The sequence below is a fragment of the Kitasatospora sp. NPDC056783 genome (assembly GCF_042789895.1).
In the GTDB taxonomy this organism is placed as follows: Bacteria; Actinomycetota; Actinomycetes; order Streptomycetales; family Streptomycetaceae; genus Kitasatospora.
Genome location: NZ_JBHUAF010000020.1, coordinates 30,677 through 45,767 on the forward strand (window position 1 = coordinate 30,677; position 15,091 = coordinate 45,767).

The 15,091-nt window shown below is 72.9% G+C and carries 14 protein-coding genes; 7 read left to right on the top strand and 7 right to left on the bottom strand.

Annotation, left to right across the window (positions count from 1 at the left end; genetic code table 11):
- Nucleotides 1-885 (top strand): NAD-dependent protein deacetylase, encoded by an 885-nt coding sequence (locus ACFRMQ_RS05595; protein WP_380727248.1) that lies wholly within the window; start codon nt 1-3, stop codon nt 883-885.
- Nucleotides 886-946: 61 nt separating this feature from the next.
- On the opposite strand, the gene ACFRMQ_RS05600 is transcribed toward ACFRMQ_RS05595, so the two are convergent.
- Nucleotides 947-1,606: a hypothetical protein gene (locus tag ACFRMQ_RS05600; RefSeq protein WP_380727250.1), complete on the bottom strand. Its 660-nt coding sequence runs from the start codon at nt 1,604-1,606 to the stop codon at nt 947-949.
- Between the two features lie 428 nt (nt 1,607-2,034).
- On the opposite strand from ACFRMQ_RS05600, the gene ACFRMQ_RS05605 reads away from it, so the two are divergent.
- Nucleotides 2,035-3,297, top strand: coding sequence for an MFS transporter (locus ACFRMQ_RS05605; protein WP_380727252.1), 1,263 nt, complete (start codon nt 2,035-2,037; stop codon nt 3,295-3,297).
- A gap of 128 nt (nt 3,298-3,425) precedes the next feature.
- Nucleotides 3,426-3,860, top strand: a complete 435-nt coding sequence (locus tag ACFRMQ_RS05610; RefSeq protein ID WP_380727254.1) for a glutaredoxin domain-containing protein — start codon at nt 3,426-3,428, stop codon at nt 3,858-3,860.
- Between the two features lie 84 nt (nt 3,861-3,944).
- On the opposite strand, the gene ACFRMQ_RS05615 is transcribed toward ACFRMQ_RS05610, so the two are convergent.
- The 3 genes from ACFRMQ_RS05615 to ACFRMQ_RS05625 form a co-directional block, all read right to left on the bottom strand.
- Nucleotides 3,945-4,979, bottom strand: a complete 1,035-nt coding sequence (locus ACFRMQ_RS05615; RefSeq protein ID WP_380727256.1) for a hypothetical protein — start codon at nt 4,977-4,979, stop codon at nt 3,945-3,947.
- Nucleotides 4,969-5,490, bottom strand: coding sequence for a SigE family RNA polymerase sigma factor (locus ACFRMQ_RS05620; protein WP_380727258.1), 522 nt, complete (start codon nt 5,488-5,490; stop codon nt 4,969-4,971). Before ACFRMQ_RS05620 ends, ACFRMQ_RS05615 begins: the two co-directional genes overlap by 11 nt.
- A 238-nt stretch (nt 5,491-5,728) precedes the next feature.
- The gene (locus ACFRMQ_RS05625) at nt 5,729-6,685 is read right to left on the bottom strand and encodes a ScbA/BarX family gamma-butyrolactone biosynthesis protein (RefSeq protein WP_380727260.1); all 957 of its coding nucleotides are present in this window, start codon (nt 6,683-6,685) and stop codon (nt 5,729-5,731) included.
- A 130-nt stretch (nt 6,686-6,815) separates the two neighbouring features.
- On the opposite strand from ACFRMQ_RS05625, the gene ACFRMQ_RS05630 reads away from it, so the two are divergent.
- Together ACFRMQ_RS05630 and ACFRMQ_RS05635 are read left to right on the top strand one after the other, a co-directional pair.
- Nucleotides 6,816-7,445: a ScbR family autoregulator-binding transcription factor gene (locus ACFRMQ_RS05630; RefSeq protein ID WP_380727262.1), complete on the top strand. Its 630-nt coding sequence runs from the start codon at nt 6,816-6,818 to the stop codon at nt 7,443-7,445.
- Nucleotides 7,439-8,377 (top strand): NAD-dependent epimerase/dehydratase family protein, encoded by a 939-nt coding sequence (locus ACFRMQ_RS05635; protein ID WP_380727264.1) that lies wholly within the window; start codon nt 7,439-7,441, stop codon nt 8,375-8,377. The genes ACFRMQ_RS05630 and ACFRMQ_RS05635 overlap by 7 nt, the downstream gene beginning before the upstream one ends.
- 77 nt (nt 8,378-8,454) lie before the next feature.
- Here ACFRMQ_RS05635 and ACFRMQ_RS05640 read toward each other — a convergent pair whose 3' ends face one another.
- Both ACFRMQ_RS05640 and ACFRMQ_RS05645 read right to left on the bottom strand, forming a co-directional pair.
- Nucleotides 8,455-9,303: a helix-turn-helix domain-containing protein gene (locus ACFRMQ_RS05640; RefSeq protein ID WP_380727266.1), complete on the bottom strand. Its 849-nt coding sequence runs from the start codon at nt 9,301-9,303 to the stop codon at nt 8,455-8,457.
- Between the two features lie 108 nt (nt 9,304-9,411).
- Nucleotides 9,412-10,854 (bottom strand): MFS transporter, encoded by a 1,443-nt coding sequence (locus tag ACFRMQ_RS05645; protein ID WP_380727268.1) that lies wholly within the window; start codon nt 10,852-10,854, stop codon nt 9,412-9,414.
- A gap of 161 nt (nt 10,855-11,015) precedes the next feature.
- Here ACFRMQ_RS05645 and ACFRMQ_RS05650 point away from each other — a divergent pair, with 161 nt between their 5' ends.
- Nucleotides 11,016-12,356 (top strand): GH1 family beta-glucosidase, encoded by a 1,341-nt coding sequence (locus ACFRMQ_RS05650; protein WP_380727270.1) that lies wholly within the window; start codon nt 11,016-11,018, stop codon nt 12,354-12,356.
- A 500-nt stretch (nt 12,357-12,856) separates the two neighbouring features.
- Here ACFRMQ_RS05650 and ACFRMQ_RS05655 read toward each other — a convergent pair whose 3' ends face one another.
- Nucleotides 12,857-13,198, bottom strand: a complete 342-nt coding sequence (locus tag ACFRMQ_RS05655) for a hypothetical protein (protein ID WP_380727272.1) — start codon at nt 13,196-13,198, stop codon at nt 12,857-12,859.
- A 216-nt stretch (nt 13,199-13,414) separates the two neighbouring features.
- On the opposite strand from ACFRMQ_RS05655, the gene ACFRMQ_RS05660 reads away from it, so the two are divergent.
- Nucleotides 13,415-15,073 carry an FAD-dependent oxidoreductase gene (locus tag ACFRMQ_RS05660; RefSeq protein ID WP_380727274.1) on the top strand — a complete coding sequence of 553 codons (1,659 nt, stop codon included), beginning with the start codon at nt 13,415-13,417 and terminating at the stop codon, nt 15,071-15,073.
- Nucleotides 15,074-15,091: the final 18 nt, after the last annotated feature.

Sequence of the window (15,091 nt, forward strand, 5' to 3'; positions counted from 1 at the left end):
ATGGAGGCGTTCGAACACCCTGGCGGCCTGGACGTTCCGGCCCGTGGCGGCGGAGCCGGGCCGGAAGCCCTGGAAGCCCTGGCCCGGCTGCTGGACCGGCGCGGCGCGGTGGTGCTCAGCGGGGCCGGCCTGTCCACCGAATCGGGCATCCCCGACTACCGCGGTGCCACCGGCCGCAGCCGCACCGGCACCCCGATGACCTACCAGGAGTTCACCGGCAGCGCCGAGGCCCGGCGCCGCTACTGGGCCCGCAGCCACACCGGCTGGCCCGCGATCGCCGGAGCCCGGCCCAACACCGGGCACCACGCGGTGGAGCGGCTGCGCGGGTCCGGGCACGTCACGGCGGTCATCACCCAGAACGTGGACGGCCTCCACCACGCGGCCGGCACCCGGGAGGCCGTCGAACTGCACGGCGGGCTGCGCCGGGTGGTCTGTCTCGGCTGCCGCCGCACGAGCTCCCGGGCCGAGCTCGACCTGCGGCTGGAGGAGCTCAACCGGGGTTTCCGCCGGCCGGGGGCGGAGCTGCGGCCCGACGGCGACGCGCTGCTGTCGGGGCGGCTGGTGGACGGTTTCCGGGTCGCCGCCTGCTCGGACTGCGGCGGGGTGCTCAAGCCCGACGTGGTCTTCTTCGGCGAGAACGTTCCCGTGCCCCGGGTCGAACGCTGCTACGAACTGGTCGACGGGGCGCGCTCGTTGGTGGTCCTGGGCTCCTCGCTGACCGTGCTGTCCGGGCTGCGCTTCGTCCGCCGGGCCGCCCGGGCGCGGCTGCCGGTGGCGATCGTCAACCAGGGGCCGACCCGGGGTGACGAACTCGCCGGGCTCCGGCTCGACCTGCCGCTGGGGCCGTCCATGGCGGAGGTCGCCCGGCTGCTCGGCGTGCCCTGACCCGGCCGGCCGGCTGCCGTCCGGTCGCCGGGAAGCCGGCCCGGCCCGATCCCGAGGGCGCTCAGCCGGCCGGCTGCCAGGGCCGCCCGGGCACCCACAGCGGCACCCGGCCGTCGCGCGGCATGGAGCGCGCCGCGACCTGTTCCAGCCAGGCGTCCACCCGCTCCGGATCGCCCTCGCACAGCTCCACCAGCGCCGTCGCGGCGATCCGGGTGCAGCACAGCACCAGCGCCAGGGTGTCCTGGCGGTGGTGGTGGTCGCGCACGTACGCCTCGCCGCGCTCGTCGATGCGGCGGGCGTGGCTCGCCCCGTCCCCGGCGGCCAGTGCCTGGACCCCGTGCCACACCAGGGTCAGCGCGCAGGGTTCGGCCGGGTGCGGGGTGTCGTCGCGCTGCGCCTGTTCGCGGGCCTCCGCCGCCCGCTGCCCCAGCCACCCCAGCGCCGTCGGCCCGTCCTCCCCGCAGGAGCGCAGGACCAGCTCCGCGGCCAGGGTCGCGACGGCCCGCAGCACCGCGGGAGCGGGCACCCGCAGCCCGGAGGCCGGTCCGTCGCCGAAGGCCAGCCAGACGTCGGCCAGCGAGGCGGCCCGCAGGCCGCCCATCCAGGCCGGTTCCCCGGACTCGGCGCCGAGCCGCTCCTGCGCGCCCAGGCGCACCAGCCCCACCGCCGCCAGACTTGCCGCGTCCTCGTCAAGCTCTCGCAGCCACTCACTCCGTGCCACCGCGCACCCCCGTCAGCGTTACGTCACCCCGTGGAGGGTCATCCCATCACACCGGGACGAGAGCGAACTAGACAGGGTCACGTCACAATCCTGACCGGGTGCACCGGGGTGACGAGGGAAGGGGCCGTCGTCAGCTGCGCGCAAGGTGGTCGATCAGGCCAATCGCGTCCTCCACCGAGCCTGCCGGGTCGATCACCGGGTAGAGGACCCCCGGACGGTGCGGGTGGCGTCCAAGGCGAGCGTGAGGCGCTTGAGCCGGTGGACGCCCGAGGCCCTGAAGGCGGGCGGGCGGGCGCGGCGCCGCGGCCGGCCGGAGGCCGGCGTCGGAGAGCGGCGCGAAGGGGATACGGGCGTGCTCGGAGAACACCGCCGGCGCGCCGCGGACGGGTGGGCGGGTCGCGACAGATGGGGTGGGACCGAGGGTGGATGTGACGACGCGAGCGGCGACGGCCGCGGTGGACCGCGAGGCGGCGCGCGAACCGGCGCGTGGGACAGGAGTGTTCTGGCGCTACTGGAGCGGATCGCTGGTCAGCCGCCTCGGCGACCAGGTGACCACCGTCGCCCTGCCGCTGATCGCCGTGGTCACCCTGCACGCGACGGCCTGGCAGGTCGGCCTGATCACCGGCGCCGGCTACCTGGCCTGGCTGCTGGTGGGACTGCCGGCCGGCGTCCTGGTCCACCGGCTCCCGCTGCGCGGCACCCAGGTGGTGACGGACCTGGTGCGCGCGCTGGCCGTGGCCTCGGTGCCGGTGGCGGCCGCCCTGGGGGTGCTCGGCCTGCCGCAGCTGGTGGCGGTCGCGCTGCTGGTCGGTCTGGCGAGCGTCGTCTTCGACGTCGGCAACTCCACCTTCCTGCCCTCGATCGTGCCCAAGGAGGAACTGACCGCCCGCAACAGCCTGCTCTCCGGCAGCAGCGCCGCGACCGAGCTGGCCGGCCCCTCGCTCGGCGGGGTGCTGGTCCAACTCGTCGGCGGCGCCGCCGCGATGGTGCTGGACACGGTCAGCTACCTGGTCTCGGCCGCACTGCTGCGCAGCCTGCCGCGCGCCGAACGGCGGACCGGGAGCCCGGCCGGAGCCGGCATGCGCGAGCAGATCCGCGAGGGCTGGCACTTCGTCACCCGGCACCCGGTGATCGGGCCGTGCGTCGCCGACGCCACCGCGGTCAACTTCGTCGCCGGCGGGCTGATGACGCTCACCCCGGTGTTCCTGATCACCACCCTCGACGCGCCGCCCGCCGCCGTCGGCGCCCTGATGGCCACCGGCGGCCTGGGCAGCCTGATCGGCGCCGCCCTCACACCCCGGGTGGCCTCCCGGATCGGCAGCGGCGGCGCCCTGCGCCGGTCGGCGCTGGTCGCCGCGCTCTTCACCTTCCTGCTCCCACTGGCGGGCTCCGGCTGGGGGGTGGTGGTCTTCGCCGTCGGCAACGCGGGCTTCTCGGCGGGCGTCGTGGTCACCACCATCGTCACCCGCACCCACCGGCAGACCCACACCCCGCCCGAGCTGCTCCCCAGGGTGATGGCCACCGTCCGGTTCGTCTCCTGGGGCGCGATCCCGGTCGGCGCGCTGCTGGCGGGCGCCGCCTCCACGGCCTGGGGGCCGCGGACGGCGCTGGCCCTGCTGGCGGTGTGCAGCCTGGCCGGCCCGGCGATCCTGGCGAGCAGTTCGATCCGCCGGGTGCGGGACCTGGAGTAGGGGCCGGCGGCTCGCCCCGTTCCGGTCCGCGTGCCCGTTCCGGTCCGCGTGCCCGTCCTCCGCGTCCCCGTCCGTCGTGGCCGGAATGCCGCTGCGCGGTGCCGCGTCGGCGGATACCCTGGACCGCCATGACGCGTGTGTGGAAGCTGCCGCTGCTGCTCGCCCTCTGCGGTGTGGTCGTCGCGGCCGGGTTGGCCTTCGGTGGGAGTCCCGTGGCGGCCGGGCTGTACCTGCTGCTGTGCGCGGCCCTCGCGGGCATGAACTCGCCCCTGTTCTTCCCGAAGGCGCTCGGGGCGGCGGAGGCCCGGCGCCGCAGCGCGGCCGACGGCCGGCCGGTGGTCTACTGGCGCCCGGGCTGCAAGTACTGCCTGCGGCTGCGCCTGAGGCTGGGCCGGACGGCCCGTCAGCTGCACTGGGTGGACATCTGGCGCGACCCGGAGGCGGCGGCGGTGGTCCGCGCGGCCAACGACGGCGACGAGACGGTCCCGACCGTCGTCATCGACGGCCGGCCGTACACCAACCCCGACCCCGCCTGGCTGCGTGCCCGACTCCCCGCCGCCTGACGGGCCGTGCCCGGGCCCGTCGACACCCACCGGTCGGGCGGTCGGGCTTCCCCGGCCGCCGCCCGGCGGGATCGGCCGGACGGTCTAACGCACCTCGGCCACCAGGGGGCCGTACCTCTCCTTGATCTCCGCCCCGGCGGACTGCCACTGCGGGGTGTCGACCACCACGCCGGCGCCGTCGATGGCGAGGGTCGCAGCCTCGATCACCACGCCCTTGGTCCGCCATTCCTCGGTGTCCGCGGTGATCCGCTTCACGAGGGCCATGAGTTGGCTCCGGGAGCCCGCCGCGTCGGCGAACGCCACCTTCACCGTGGGCCAGTCGGCCGCCGCCATGCGGGTCACGGCGGTGTCCAGATCGCCGCCGGGGACCCGCATCACGTAGAGCGTGTCGGTGTTCCGGTCGCGGCAGGTGCCGAAGTAGCGGTCGGCGTAGTCGGACATCGCCAGTTCCTCGATGGCCTGGCCCGCCCGCGCCGCACGGAGCTCCACCGGATCGCCCGAGGCCGACGGTGATTCGGCGGCCGTGCCGGAGGGGGGGGACCAGGTGGTCGGCGAGGCGGCCGACGAGGTGGCCCCGGGTGAGGTTCCCCCGGACGACGGGTAGCCGGACGACGAGTAGCTCGACGACGGGTAGCCGGACGACGGGTAGCCCGATGACGGGTAGCCCGACGGCGGTTCCATGGACGAGGTGGCCCCGGAGGTGGGCGCCTCCGGGGACGGGAGGCCCGGCGTCGGAGGCACCCACGGCGGCCCGGTCGGGTGCTGGTGCCAGCCCGGTGTCCGCATCGACGTGGGCCCGTTCGCGCAGTCCAGCATCACGGCCAGGTACCGGGTGGCCGTCGCACCGGCCGTCGCACCCGCGCTCGGGCTGGCCGCGGCCACGCTCAGCCCGGTGGCTCCGGTCCGGCCGGGCCCGAGACCGCCCGCGAGCCGCGTCAGCGCCGTCACGCCGAGGGCGACCACGGCCGCCGCCGTCACCACCCGTACGGTGGTCCGCCGGCGGGCCCGCCGCTGCCCCGCCTCGCGCAGCCCGGCCGGCGGCGGGCTGCCGGTGACCCTCGCCGCGCGCCTCTCGAGTCGGGTGACCAGCTCCTCCTCGAACCTGTCCTCAGCGTCCACGGCCCACCAACTCCCTCACCGGTTCCAGTTCCTGTCGAAGCGCCTTGATCCCGCGCGCCAGGTGGGTCTTCGCCGTGGGCACCGTGCACCCCAGCTCCTCCGCCACCTGCGCGACCGGCAGGTCCAGGTAGTAGCGCAGCACCACGGCCGCCCGCTGCCGCGGCGGCAGCCCGGCCAGCGCCGTCGCCAACTCGTCGTCCCGTTCGGTGTCCTGGACCGCCGGTCCGTCCGGCGGCGCGGAGGTGAGCACCTCGCGCCTGGTCCGGCGCCACCGCGATATGTGGGTGCGGACCATCGTCCGGCGGACGTACCCCTCGGTCGCACCCGTGTCGCGGATCGTCGAGCGTCTCGGGTACACCTGCGCCAAGGCGTCGTGCAAGAGGTCCCGGGCGTCGTGGATGTTGCCGGTGATCAGGTACGCCCCGCGCAGCAGCGGCTGGTACCGGGCCGCGACGAACTCGTCGAACGGGTCGGATCCGGAGCCCTCCGGGCGGAGCGATTCGCGCTTCATACCCACCAGGACGCTCCGGCCACCGGAAACGGATGACCGCGGGCCGGCATCCGGCGGACGGGTTTCGCGGCGGCCCGGGCGGGAGCCGTGCTCACCGGGATCCCGGGAGGGCGGTGGTCCGGACCGTGGTGCCGGAGCGTCGTCGACTGCCAGGCCGTCAACGAGGGCGGATCACCCCCTGCCTGCCCGCCTCTCGGTGCACCCGCCCGTCCGCACACCCGCCCGCCGGCGCACCGCTTCACGCCGTGCCGACGTCCGCGGTGAAGCAGGTCCGGCCGTGCTGCTCGGCGGTGACCCGGACCAGCGCGGGCGACTCGACCCCGGCCGTGATGCGGCAGGGGGCGTCGAGGTCCACGTACCGGTGGAAGACCGCGGACACGGTCGCCGCCGGGGCCGGCAGCGGATGCCGCACCGCGTGGGCGGCCTGCCGGGCGGCCTCCAGCAGCAGCATGCCCGGAACGTGGTCGACCGGGTGGTCGAAGAACGTCGGGTGGGCGGTGTCCACCCGCAGCCACCAGCCGGCGGCGCCTTCTCCCGGAAATTCGGACATTTCGCTCGTTATTCGTTCCGGGATATCCCCGGGCGGGGTTTCGGAAAGCACTACTTCGGCCTGGGCCGGGCGGCCGGTGCGGACGGCGGGAATTCCCTCGGGAGCCGGCGGTGCGGCCGCCATCGCGACCGCCCGGTCGGAATTCGGGCCGCGCAGCCGGAGGTAGACCGCGGGTGACTGGACGGTGAACCGGGAACGGGCCGTGGCGAGTGGTATCCCGTCGCGTAGGACGTCCACGTCCATCGTCATGCCGGCCAGGCCGGTTCTCCTGCGGGTAAGGTCGGAGCAGGTCACGCGCAGTTCCACGGTGACCGGTCCGGGACCGGGGCGCAGCACCGCAGGGTCCGGGTCGCACCGGAAGTGTTCCCAGACCAGATGGTGGTCGAAGGGTGTGTCGTAACCCACATGGCAGATCAGCGGAAAGAGTTGACGGACCGTCTCGGTCAGTAGTACGGGCTCGAAGCCGCCGTCGGCCGATCGGTAGAATGGCCGATCGGCAGGCCAGCGTGCGGTCACCGAGAACGCGTCGGGTCCGGTCCGGCGCCACGTCGTGAGGAGGACCTCGCTCGCGTCTGACTTGTGGACGAGGTTTCGGGTGACGGCGTGGTGGGGGGCCGGTTCCGAGCGGGTCTCAATATCGGACATGGTAGTGCAATTTCCTTCGTTTGGTGCTCTTTCGGCCGCGCATCCGTAACGGCGGACGGCGCCGAATATAGCGAACGAAGGTTGAGGCCGGTGTCGGGTGTGTATTCGAAGTGGTGCTGGGGAGGCGTCAATGGCAGGTATGCAGCAGCGTGCGGTTCGTACTCGCGAGCTCATTCTGGAGGCGGCCGCGGAGGTGTTCGACGAATCCGGCTTCGCCGGTGGCTCGATCATGCGGATCACGGAACGCGCCGCGACCACTCAGGGCGCGATCTACTTCCACTTCAAGTCCAAGGAGGGGCTGGCGCGTGCGGTGATCATGTATCAGGCGGCGCATCTGAAGGGGATTCCGCAGAAGCCCGCGGGCCTCCAGCAGTTGGTCGACCTCACCTTCTACCTCGCCCGGGAGCTCCAGCGGGACGTGGTGTTCCGGGCCGGTGTGCGGCTGGCGGTCGAGCAGGGCGAGGCCGGGTTGTCCGAGTATTCGATCTACCAGGAATGGATCGAGTGCTTCCGCGTCGAGCTGGCCGCGGCCCGGGCGGCGGGCGAGCTGCTGCCCGAGGCGGAGGAGGGCGTCTTCGCCGCGGTGCTGGTGGCCGGCTTCACCGGTTCGCAGGTGATGTCGCAGATCGCGAGCGGCCGGGTGGACCTGCCGGAGCGGATCGCCAACCTCTGGCGCTGCCTGCTGCCCGGCATCGCGACGCCGGAGGTGCGCGACGGGCTGGTGCTGGACGCCGAGCAGTCCCGGGAGCGGTCGTGCTGACCCGGGTCGCGCTCACCGGGGCGACCGGCTTCATCGGCTCCGCCGTGCTGCGAACCCTCGCCGACGGCGGTGCGCGGGTGCGCGCGCTGGCCCGCCGGATGCCCGAGGCCGACGGCCGGGCGGACTGGGTGGCCGGCGGCCTCGCGGACCGTGCGGCGCTGGACAGGCTGTGCGAGGGCGCCGAGGTGCTGGTCCACCTCGCCTCCCGGGTGAGCGGTGGCGCCGAGGAGTGCGAGGCGGTCAACGTCCGCGGGGCCGAGGCGCTGATGGCCGCGGCCGCGCGGGCCGGCGTCGGCCGGATCGTCCACCTGTCCACCGCCGCCGTGTACGGCGAGGGGCCGCACGCGGGCATCGAGGTGGCCGGGGTGCCGGCCGTGCCGGTGTCGGAGGCCAGCCGCACCAGGCTCCTCGGCGAGCGCTTCGCGCTGGACGCCGGTGGTGTCGTGCTGCGGCCCGGCCTGGTGACCGGGGTGGGCGACCGGTGGGTGGTGCCCGCGCTGGACGAACTGGTCCGCCGGGTCCCGGTGGTCTGGGACGGCGGGTCGGCCCGGCTGTCCATGGTGGACCGTGACGACCTGGCCCGCCTGATCGGCGCCCTGGCGACGGGGGAGCACGCGGTTCCGTCCGGCGTCCATCACGCCAGCCATCCCGAACCGGTGCGCGTCGGGGACCTGTTGGCCGCGCTGGACGCGTGCGGAGTCCTGACCGCGCCGCCGGGGCCGGACGTGCCGTGGGCGCAGTGCCTGCGGATGCTCGCGGCGAACCCCGGCCGGATGTCGGAGCGTCAGTTCGCTCTGGTCGCCCGGGACCACTGGTATCGCAGCGAGGAGATCTGGCGCATCGCCAACTGCGCTGCGGGGCCCGGTCCGTTGGCGCGCATCGTGGCGGCGGCCCCGTGGTACCGGGAGGCGTTGGGCCGACCCTGTTCGTGACCGCGCTCCAGGCGGCCCGGGTGATGCTCCGCGAGCCGGACGGCGTCCGCCGCCGGGACGGTTTTCCTGGTGTCCCGTCAGAACCGGTGGGCCGGGTCGAGGTCCACCGCGAGCAGGCGCAGCGCGGCGTCGTGCGGGCTGTCCGGCTCGGCGTGGTAGAACTTCAGGATGTTCCCGTCGCCCAGGTCGGCGGACTGGTACATCAACTCGATCTCCCCGACGCCCGGGTGGTCGAAGGTCTTCGTCCCGACCGTGCAGTTCGCCACCCGGTGGCTGACCCAGAGCTTCGCGAACTCCTCGCTGCCGATGCTCAGTTCGCCGATCAGCTCGGCCAGCTGGGGATCGTGCCGGTGGTTGCCGGCGATGAACCGGAGGTACGAGACGTTCGACCGGGCCTCCGACGGCCAGTCCACGTACAGCCCGCGGACGTCGTCGTCCAGGAAGTTCAGCCGGATGACGTTCGGCCGCACCGCCGCGTTCCGCGGTGCGTCGTACTCCAGGTGCGGCGCGAACAGCCGGTGGTAGAGCGAGTTCCAACCGAGGATGTCGCAGCGGTAGTTGAGCACCGCCACCGCCACGTTCCCGAGGGAGTCGACCAGCATCCGGGTGTGCGGGCTGATCTGGTCGACCCGCCGGGCCGGCGTCTCCCGCTCGGTCACCGGAGTGCCCGCCTTCAGCAGGTACTCCTCCTCGTCCGGGCCGAGGCCCAGGGCGCGCGCGATCGCGACCAGGACGGCGGGCGAGGCGTGCGCCGTCTGCGACTGCTCCAGCCGCGTGTAGTACGTGGGGCTCACCCCGGCGAGCGCCGCCACCTCCTCGCGCCGCAGGCCGGGCACCCGGCGCGCACCGCGCACCGCGAGCCCGACCTCCTCCGGCTGGACCCGCTCACGCATCCGCTTGAGGTAGCTACCCAGGTCGGTGTTCACCGGTCTTTCCACGCTCCTAGTGTCACACGGGGGCCGAACGGGGGGTCGGACGGCCGTCGGGCCGGACAGGATGGCCACCGGGCGGCAGCGGTCGGTCATCGGGCCGGATCAGAGCGCGGCCGACGAGGAGCGACGGCCCAGTGCCGCGCACAGCAGCACACCGGCCACGACGAGCAGCCCGGCGTCGACGGACAGCGCGAGGTGGAGGCCCGACAGCTCGTCGGCCGCGCCGCCCCCGTCACCGATGCTCGCGGCGAACACCGCGCTCAGCAGCGGGATGCCGACCGCGACGCCGACCTGCTGCGCCTGGGTGGCCATGCCGGTGGCCATGCCCTGCATCGAGGAGTCGACGGCCGAGGTGGCGATCACCATGAAGGAGAGCATCGCCAGCATCGAGAAGACGCCGTTGGCGAACTGCGCGACGACCACGGGGAGCAGCCAGGCCGAGTCGTCCGTCATCCACGCCATGGGCAGCATGAACAGGCCCTGGCCCGCGAGCGCGGTGCCCAGCAGGACGCGCGGGGAGACCTTGGCGACGACCTTCGGGCCGATGGTGCCGCCGAGGATCTGCCCGGCGCCGACACCGAGCAGGACCAGGCCGGCGATCAGTGAGGAGCGGTCCAGCACGTTCTGGACGTACAGGCCGGTGAAGAAGATCATCGCGGTCTCGCCGCCGAAGATGAACAGCGCGCCGAGGTTGCTCAGGGCGATGTCCGGCAGGCGCAGGACGCGCACCGGCACCAGGGCGTCCTCGGTGCGGCCCTCCACGACCCAGAAGACGGCGAGCAGGACGGCGCCGGCCACCAGGGTGGCGATGGCCAGGGCGTCCGGGCCGTCCTCGGCGGCCCGGGTGATGCCGTAGATGCCGGAGAACAGACCGGAGGTGATCAGCAGGGCGCCCGGCAGGTCGATCCGGTCACGGCTCTCGGCGCGGCTCTCCCGGACCACGATCGGCACCACGACGACGGCGGCCACGGCGACCGGGATGTTGATGAAGAACGCCCAGCGCCAGGAGAGCAGTTCGGTGAGGACGCCGCCGAGGATCGAGCCGACGGTGAAGCCCGAGCTCATCATCACGCCGTTGAGCCCGAGCGCCTTGGTGCGCAGCGCGGGCTCGGTGAAGGCGGTGGTGAGCAGCGCCATCGCGGCCGGGGTGATCGCCGCGGTGGCCAGGCCCTGGAGGGCCCGGGCCGCCAGCAGCAGCGCCGGGGAGGTGGCGATGCCGCCGATCAGCGAGGCGACCGTCAGCAGCACCGTGCCGGCGATGAAGATCCGCCGGCGGCCCAGGTAGTCGCCGACCCGGCCGAGGACCAGGGTGCAGCCGGCCGCGCAGAGCGCGAACATCGTGGTGATCCACTGCAGGTTGCCGGCCGTGAAGCCGAGGTCCACACCGACCCGGGGCAGCGTCACGTTCAGGATCGAGAAGTCCGCCGCCATCATGAACTGGGAGGCGAGCAGGACCACCAGGACGGTGAGCTGGCGGCCGGTCATGCGGACGGAGGCGGAGGCGGAGGCGGACGGGGCCGGGGCGGCAGCCGTATCGGTTGTCATGGTCCGAGCCTGGTACGACCGTTGTCGATCAGCCAGAACCCGGCTGTGCCTACCCCCGGCCTGCCTACCCCTGGCAGTGACAGGCTCGGCGCACCGCTCTGGCGTTTCGGCGTCGGGTCACTAACATGAGTTCTCCTCACGTCTCTCGTCAGGAGGCCGTCATGCCGGACCGCTTCGACCTGCCGGCGGACTTCCGCTGGGGTGCCGCCACCGCCGCCTACCAGATCGAGGGAGCGGTGGGCGAGGACGGCCGCGGCCCCTCCGTCTGGGACACCTTCACCGCCCGGCCCGGCGCCGTCCGCGACGGGCACACCGGCGCGGTCGCGTGCGACCACTACCACCGGTACCCCGAGGACATCGCCCTGATGAAGGGCCTCGGCCTCGACGGCTACCGCTTCTCCATCGCCTGGCCGCGCGTCCTGCCCACGGGTTCCGGCGCCGTCAACCCCGCCGGCCTCGCCTTCTACGACCGCCTGGTGGACGCCCTGCTGGAGGCCGGCATCGCCCCGCTGCCCACCCTCTTCCACTGGGACCTCCCGCAGGCCCTCGAAGACCACGGCGGCTGGCTGAACCGCGACACCGCGTACCGCTTCGCCGACTACGCCACCGTCATGGCCGACCGCCTCGGCGACCGCGTCCCCGCCTGGATCACCCTCAACGAGCCCTTCGTCCACACCGTCTTCGGCTACGCCCTCGGCACCCACGCCCCCGGCCGCACCCTGATGTTCGAGGCCCTCCCGGCCGCCCACCACCAGCTCCTCGCCCACGGCCTGGCCGCCTCGGTGCTCCACGACCGCGGCCTGGCGGCGATGCTCTCCAACAACCTCACCCCGGTCGAACCGGCCACCCCCTCACCCGCCGACCTCGCCGCCGCCGCGGCCTACGACACCCTCCACAACCGCCTGTTCACCGACCCCGTCCTCCTCGGCCGCTACCCCGACCTCTCCGCCCTCGGCGTCCCCGACGACATCTTCGGCGCCGTGCGCGACGGCGACCTCGACCTCATCCACACCCCCGGCCTCGACGGCCTCGGCCTCAACTTCTACAACCCCACCCGCGTCGCCGCCCCCACCCAGCCCGGCCTGCCCTTCGACCTCGTCGACATCCCCGACGTCCCCCACACCGCCTTCGGCTGGCCCGTCGTCCCCGAGGCCCTCACCCGACTCCTCCTCAACCTGCGCGAGTCGTACGGCAAGACCCTCCCGCCCCTCACCATCACCGAGAACGGCTGCTCCGTCACCGAGGAGACCGACCCCGACCAGCCCCGCATCGACTTCATGGCCGCCCACCTCGACGCCCTCGCCCGCGCCACCGCCGAAGGCATCGACATCCGCGGCTACTACACCTGGTCCCTCCTCGACAACTTCGAATGGGCCGAGGGCTACCACCAGCGCTTCGGCCTGGTCCACGTCGACTTCACCACCCAGCGCCGCACCGCGAGGGCGTCCTACGCCTGGTACCGCGACCTGATTGTCACTCATCGACTCTGTCATGGCGGGTAGTTGAGACAACGGGCGGCCGCCGGTGCCCTGGTATTCCGACCCGGCCCGCTCGGTTGAAAACCCTGGTCATCGAGGCCGGCCGGAAGGCGGCACGTCCGGTGCAGTGGCGTGAGGGCTCGCGTCCGGGCAAGGGCCGCACCGGCTACAGGCGCATGTACTCGCGCTTCGTGGCCCTGCGGATCTCCCGCCGGACGGAGATCCGCGATGCCACCGAGGGCGTGGAACTCGCCGAGTGCTGGGTGCTGGCCGAATGGCCCGCCGCCGAGGCCGAACCGGTGTGGGTGCGCCGTGCGGCATCCGACAGGTGGCCGGGCAGCAGGACGGGGGTGCCGGCCTCGGCCGGGAGGGAGGCCGCGCGGCCGGACCCGTGCGGCCCCGGGGCGCGTGCCAGGGTGGCGCGGAATGCGGCGGTCCGCGGCTGCCGGTGGCAGTCGCGGCCCGCCGAACTCGCCTTCAGGGAACTTGGGTTGGTGGCGCGTTTCAGGGCGTGGCGAGGGCGGTCAGTGCCGGGTGTAGAGCTTCGGGTCGCGGTACAGGGAGGCGAGTATCCGGCCCGGGATCAGGAAGTCGGCGACCTCGCTGCCGTCCAGCTTGCTGATGCCGTCGAGAGTGGTGTCGAAGTCCTCGGTCTCGATCTCGATGAGGGTGAGGAAGCCGTAGTGGTCCTGGGAATGGCTTTCGTCGGCGGCGATCTGGTTCTCGTTGAGGGTCATGCGTCGAACGGAAACGATTCCCGGGACTTCGAGGATTTCCGGGATGTGCTTGTTCTCGTACCAGGCGTGGAAATCCTTCTCGCGGCCTTCGTGCACATCGGCCAGCACGGTTATGAAGTAGGTGGACATGTCAACCCAACTCTCGTGTGACGTGCGGAGACATCGTTTCGGCAGCTAAACAGAGAAAGCCCCGGATCCGCTCTGCCGAGCCGCGGAATAGGGGGTTCTTAGGGGGCCGGTTGACGGGGTGTGTGGCATCGGCAGCATTCTGGCCACACGCGGGGGCGACATTCGAACACCTGTCGTCCGATGTCGTCCGCAATGTTGGTGGAACAGGGGGATTTCATGGCCGAGTTGACTCGTCGGCGCTTTACTCTGGCCGGGCTCGGTGCAGCCGCGACCGGCGTCGTTGTGGGCGGCGGCGTGGGTGGTGTGGGCACGCCGGCCCGGGCGGCCACGGCGGACGCCACTACCGGTACGGCGCAGCCGGCCTTCGGGCCGGTCACCGTGGCACCCACGGACCGGCGCTACCAGGACCTGCTGGTGCGCGGCTACAACCGCCGGTTCACCGGCAATCCCGACTACGTGCGACTGGTCGGCTGTACGGCCCAGGTGGTGCAGGCCGTCAACGAGGCGGTGGCCGCGGGCAAGCGCGTCACCGTGCGCGGCGGCGGGCACTGTCTGGAGAACTTCGTCGACGACCCGGACGTCAAGGTGGTCATCGACCTGTCCGAGATGCGGTCGGTGACCTTCGACACCGCCAGGAACGCCTTCTGCGTCCAGGGCGGTGCGGTCCTCTCGCAGGTCTACCGGACCCTCGACCTCGGCTGGGGCGTGACGATACCCGGCGGCTCCTGCCCGTCCGTCGGCGTCGGCGGCCACATCACCGGCGGCGGCTACGGGGTGCTCTCGCGCCAGTACGGCCTGGTCGCCGACAACCTGGTCGCGGTCGAGGTCGTCGTGGTGGACTCCACCGGTACGGCGAAGGCGGTGATCGCGACCAACTCGGCCTCCGACCCCGACCGGAACCTCTGGTGGGCGCACGCCGGCGGTGGTGGCGGCAACTTCGGCATCGTCACCCGGTTCTGGTTGCGCTCGCCCGGCGCCACCGGCACCGACCCGACCACGCTGCTGCCGCCCACCCCGGGCGGGATCATGATCAACACGCTGTACTGGGACTGGTCCCAGGTCGACCAGACGGCCTTCACCACGATCGTCTCCAACTTCGGTGCCTGGCACGAGCAGAACAGCGCCCCCGGTGCCGCCGCCAACCAGCTGTGGGCCTCGCTCATCGCGGTCCGCCAGGGCAAGGGCGGGCTGGTCGTCCGCTCCCAGGTCGACCCGACGGTCAGCGGCACCCAGCAGCAGCTGACCTCCTTCGCGGCCGCGATCACCCAGAACGTCGTCCCGGCCCCGTCGAACACCACGACCGGTACCCTGCCGTGGCTCTACACCACGACCACCAGCGCCGCCGAGGTGGCCGACGTCTTCGGCATCCCCACCCTCCAGCTGCGCTCGAAGACCAAGGGCGCCTACCACAAGAAGGGCTTCACCCCGACCCAACTGGGCACCGTCTACCAGTACATGACCAACTCGACCTACTCCTACGCGGCCGGCCTGATGGGTCTGTTCTCCTTCGGCGGCCAGGTCAACGCCCTCTCCACGACGGCGAACGCGGTGGCGCACCGGGACTCGGTGATGCTCGCCTCCTTCTCCAACTACTGGTCCGACCCCGCGGCGGACGGCCAGCAACTGCAGTGGCTCCGCCAGCTGTACCGGGATGTCTACACCGGCACCGGCGGGGTGCCGGTGCCCAACACCGTCACCGACGGGAACTACGTCAACTGGCCCGACCCGGACCTCGCGGACCCGCTCTGGAACACCTCGACGGTTCCCTGGTCGACCATCTACTACAAGGACAACTACACCAAGCTGCAGCAGATCAAGGCCGCGTGGGACCCGCGCGACATCTTCCACCACAGCCTCTCGGTCCGCCCGAGCTAGCCGGTCGCGCCGCCCGCG

Excerpts from the sequence above, each read along its gene's own strand:
- ACFRMQ_RS05595 (WP_380727248.1), top strand. The coding sequence starts at position 1 with ATGGAGGCGTTCGAACACCCTGGCGGCCTGGACGTTCCGGCCCGTGGC.
- ACFRMQ_RS05610 (WP_380727254.1), top strand. The coding sequence starts at position 3,426 with ATGACGCGTGTGTGGAAGCTGCCGCTGCTGCTCGCCCTCTGCGGTGTG.
- ACFRMQ_RS05620 (WP_380727258.1), bottom strand. The coding sequence starts at position 5,490 with ATGAAGCGCGAATCGCTCCGCCCGGAGGGCTCCGGATCCGACCCGTTC.
- ACFRMQ_RS05625 (WP_380727260.1), bottom strand. The coding sequence starts at position 6,685 with ATGTCCGATATTGAGACCCGCTCGGAACCGGCCCCCCACCACGCCGTC.
- ACFRMQ_RS05630 (WP_380727262.1), top strand. The coding sequence starts at position 6,816 with ATGGCAGGTATGCAGCAGCGTGCGGTTCGTACTCGCGAGCTCATTCTG.
- ACFRMQ_RS05645 (WP_380727268.1), bottom strand. The coding sequence starts at position 10,854 with ATGACAACCGATACGGCTGCCGCCCCGGCCCCGTCCGCCTCCGCCTCC.
- ACFRMQ_RS05650 (WP_380727270.1), top strand. The coding sequence starts at position 11,016 with ATGCCGGACCGCTTCGACCTGCCGGCGGACTTCCGCTGGGGTGCCGCC.
- ACFRMQ_RS05655 (WP_380727272.1), bottom strand. The coding sequence starts at position 13,198 with ATGTCCACCTACTTCATAACCGTGCTGGCCGATGTGCACGAAGGCCGC.
- ACFRMQ_RS05660 (WP_380727274.1), top strand. The coding sequence starts at position 13,415 with ATGGCCGAGTTGACTCGTCGGCGCTTTACTCTGGCCGGGCTCGGTGCA.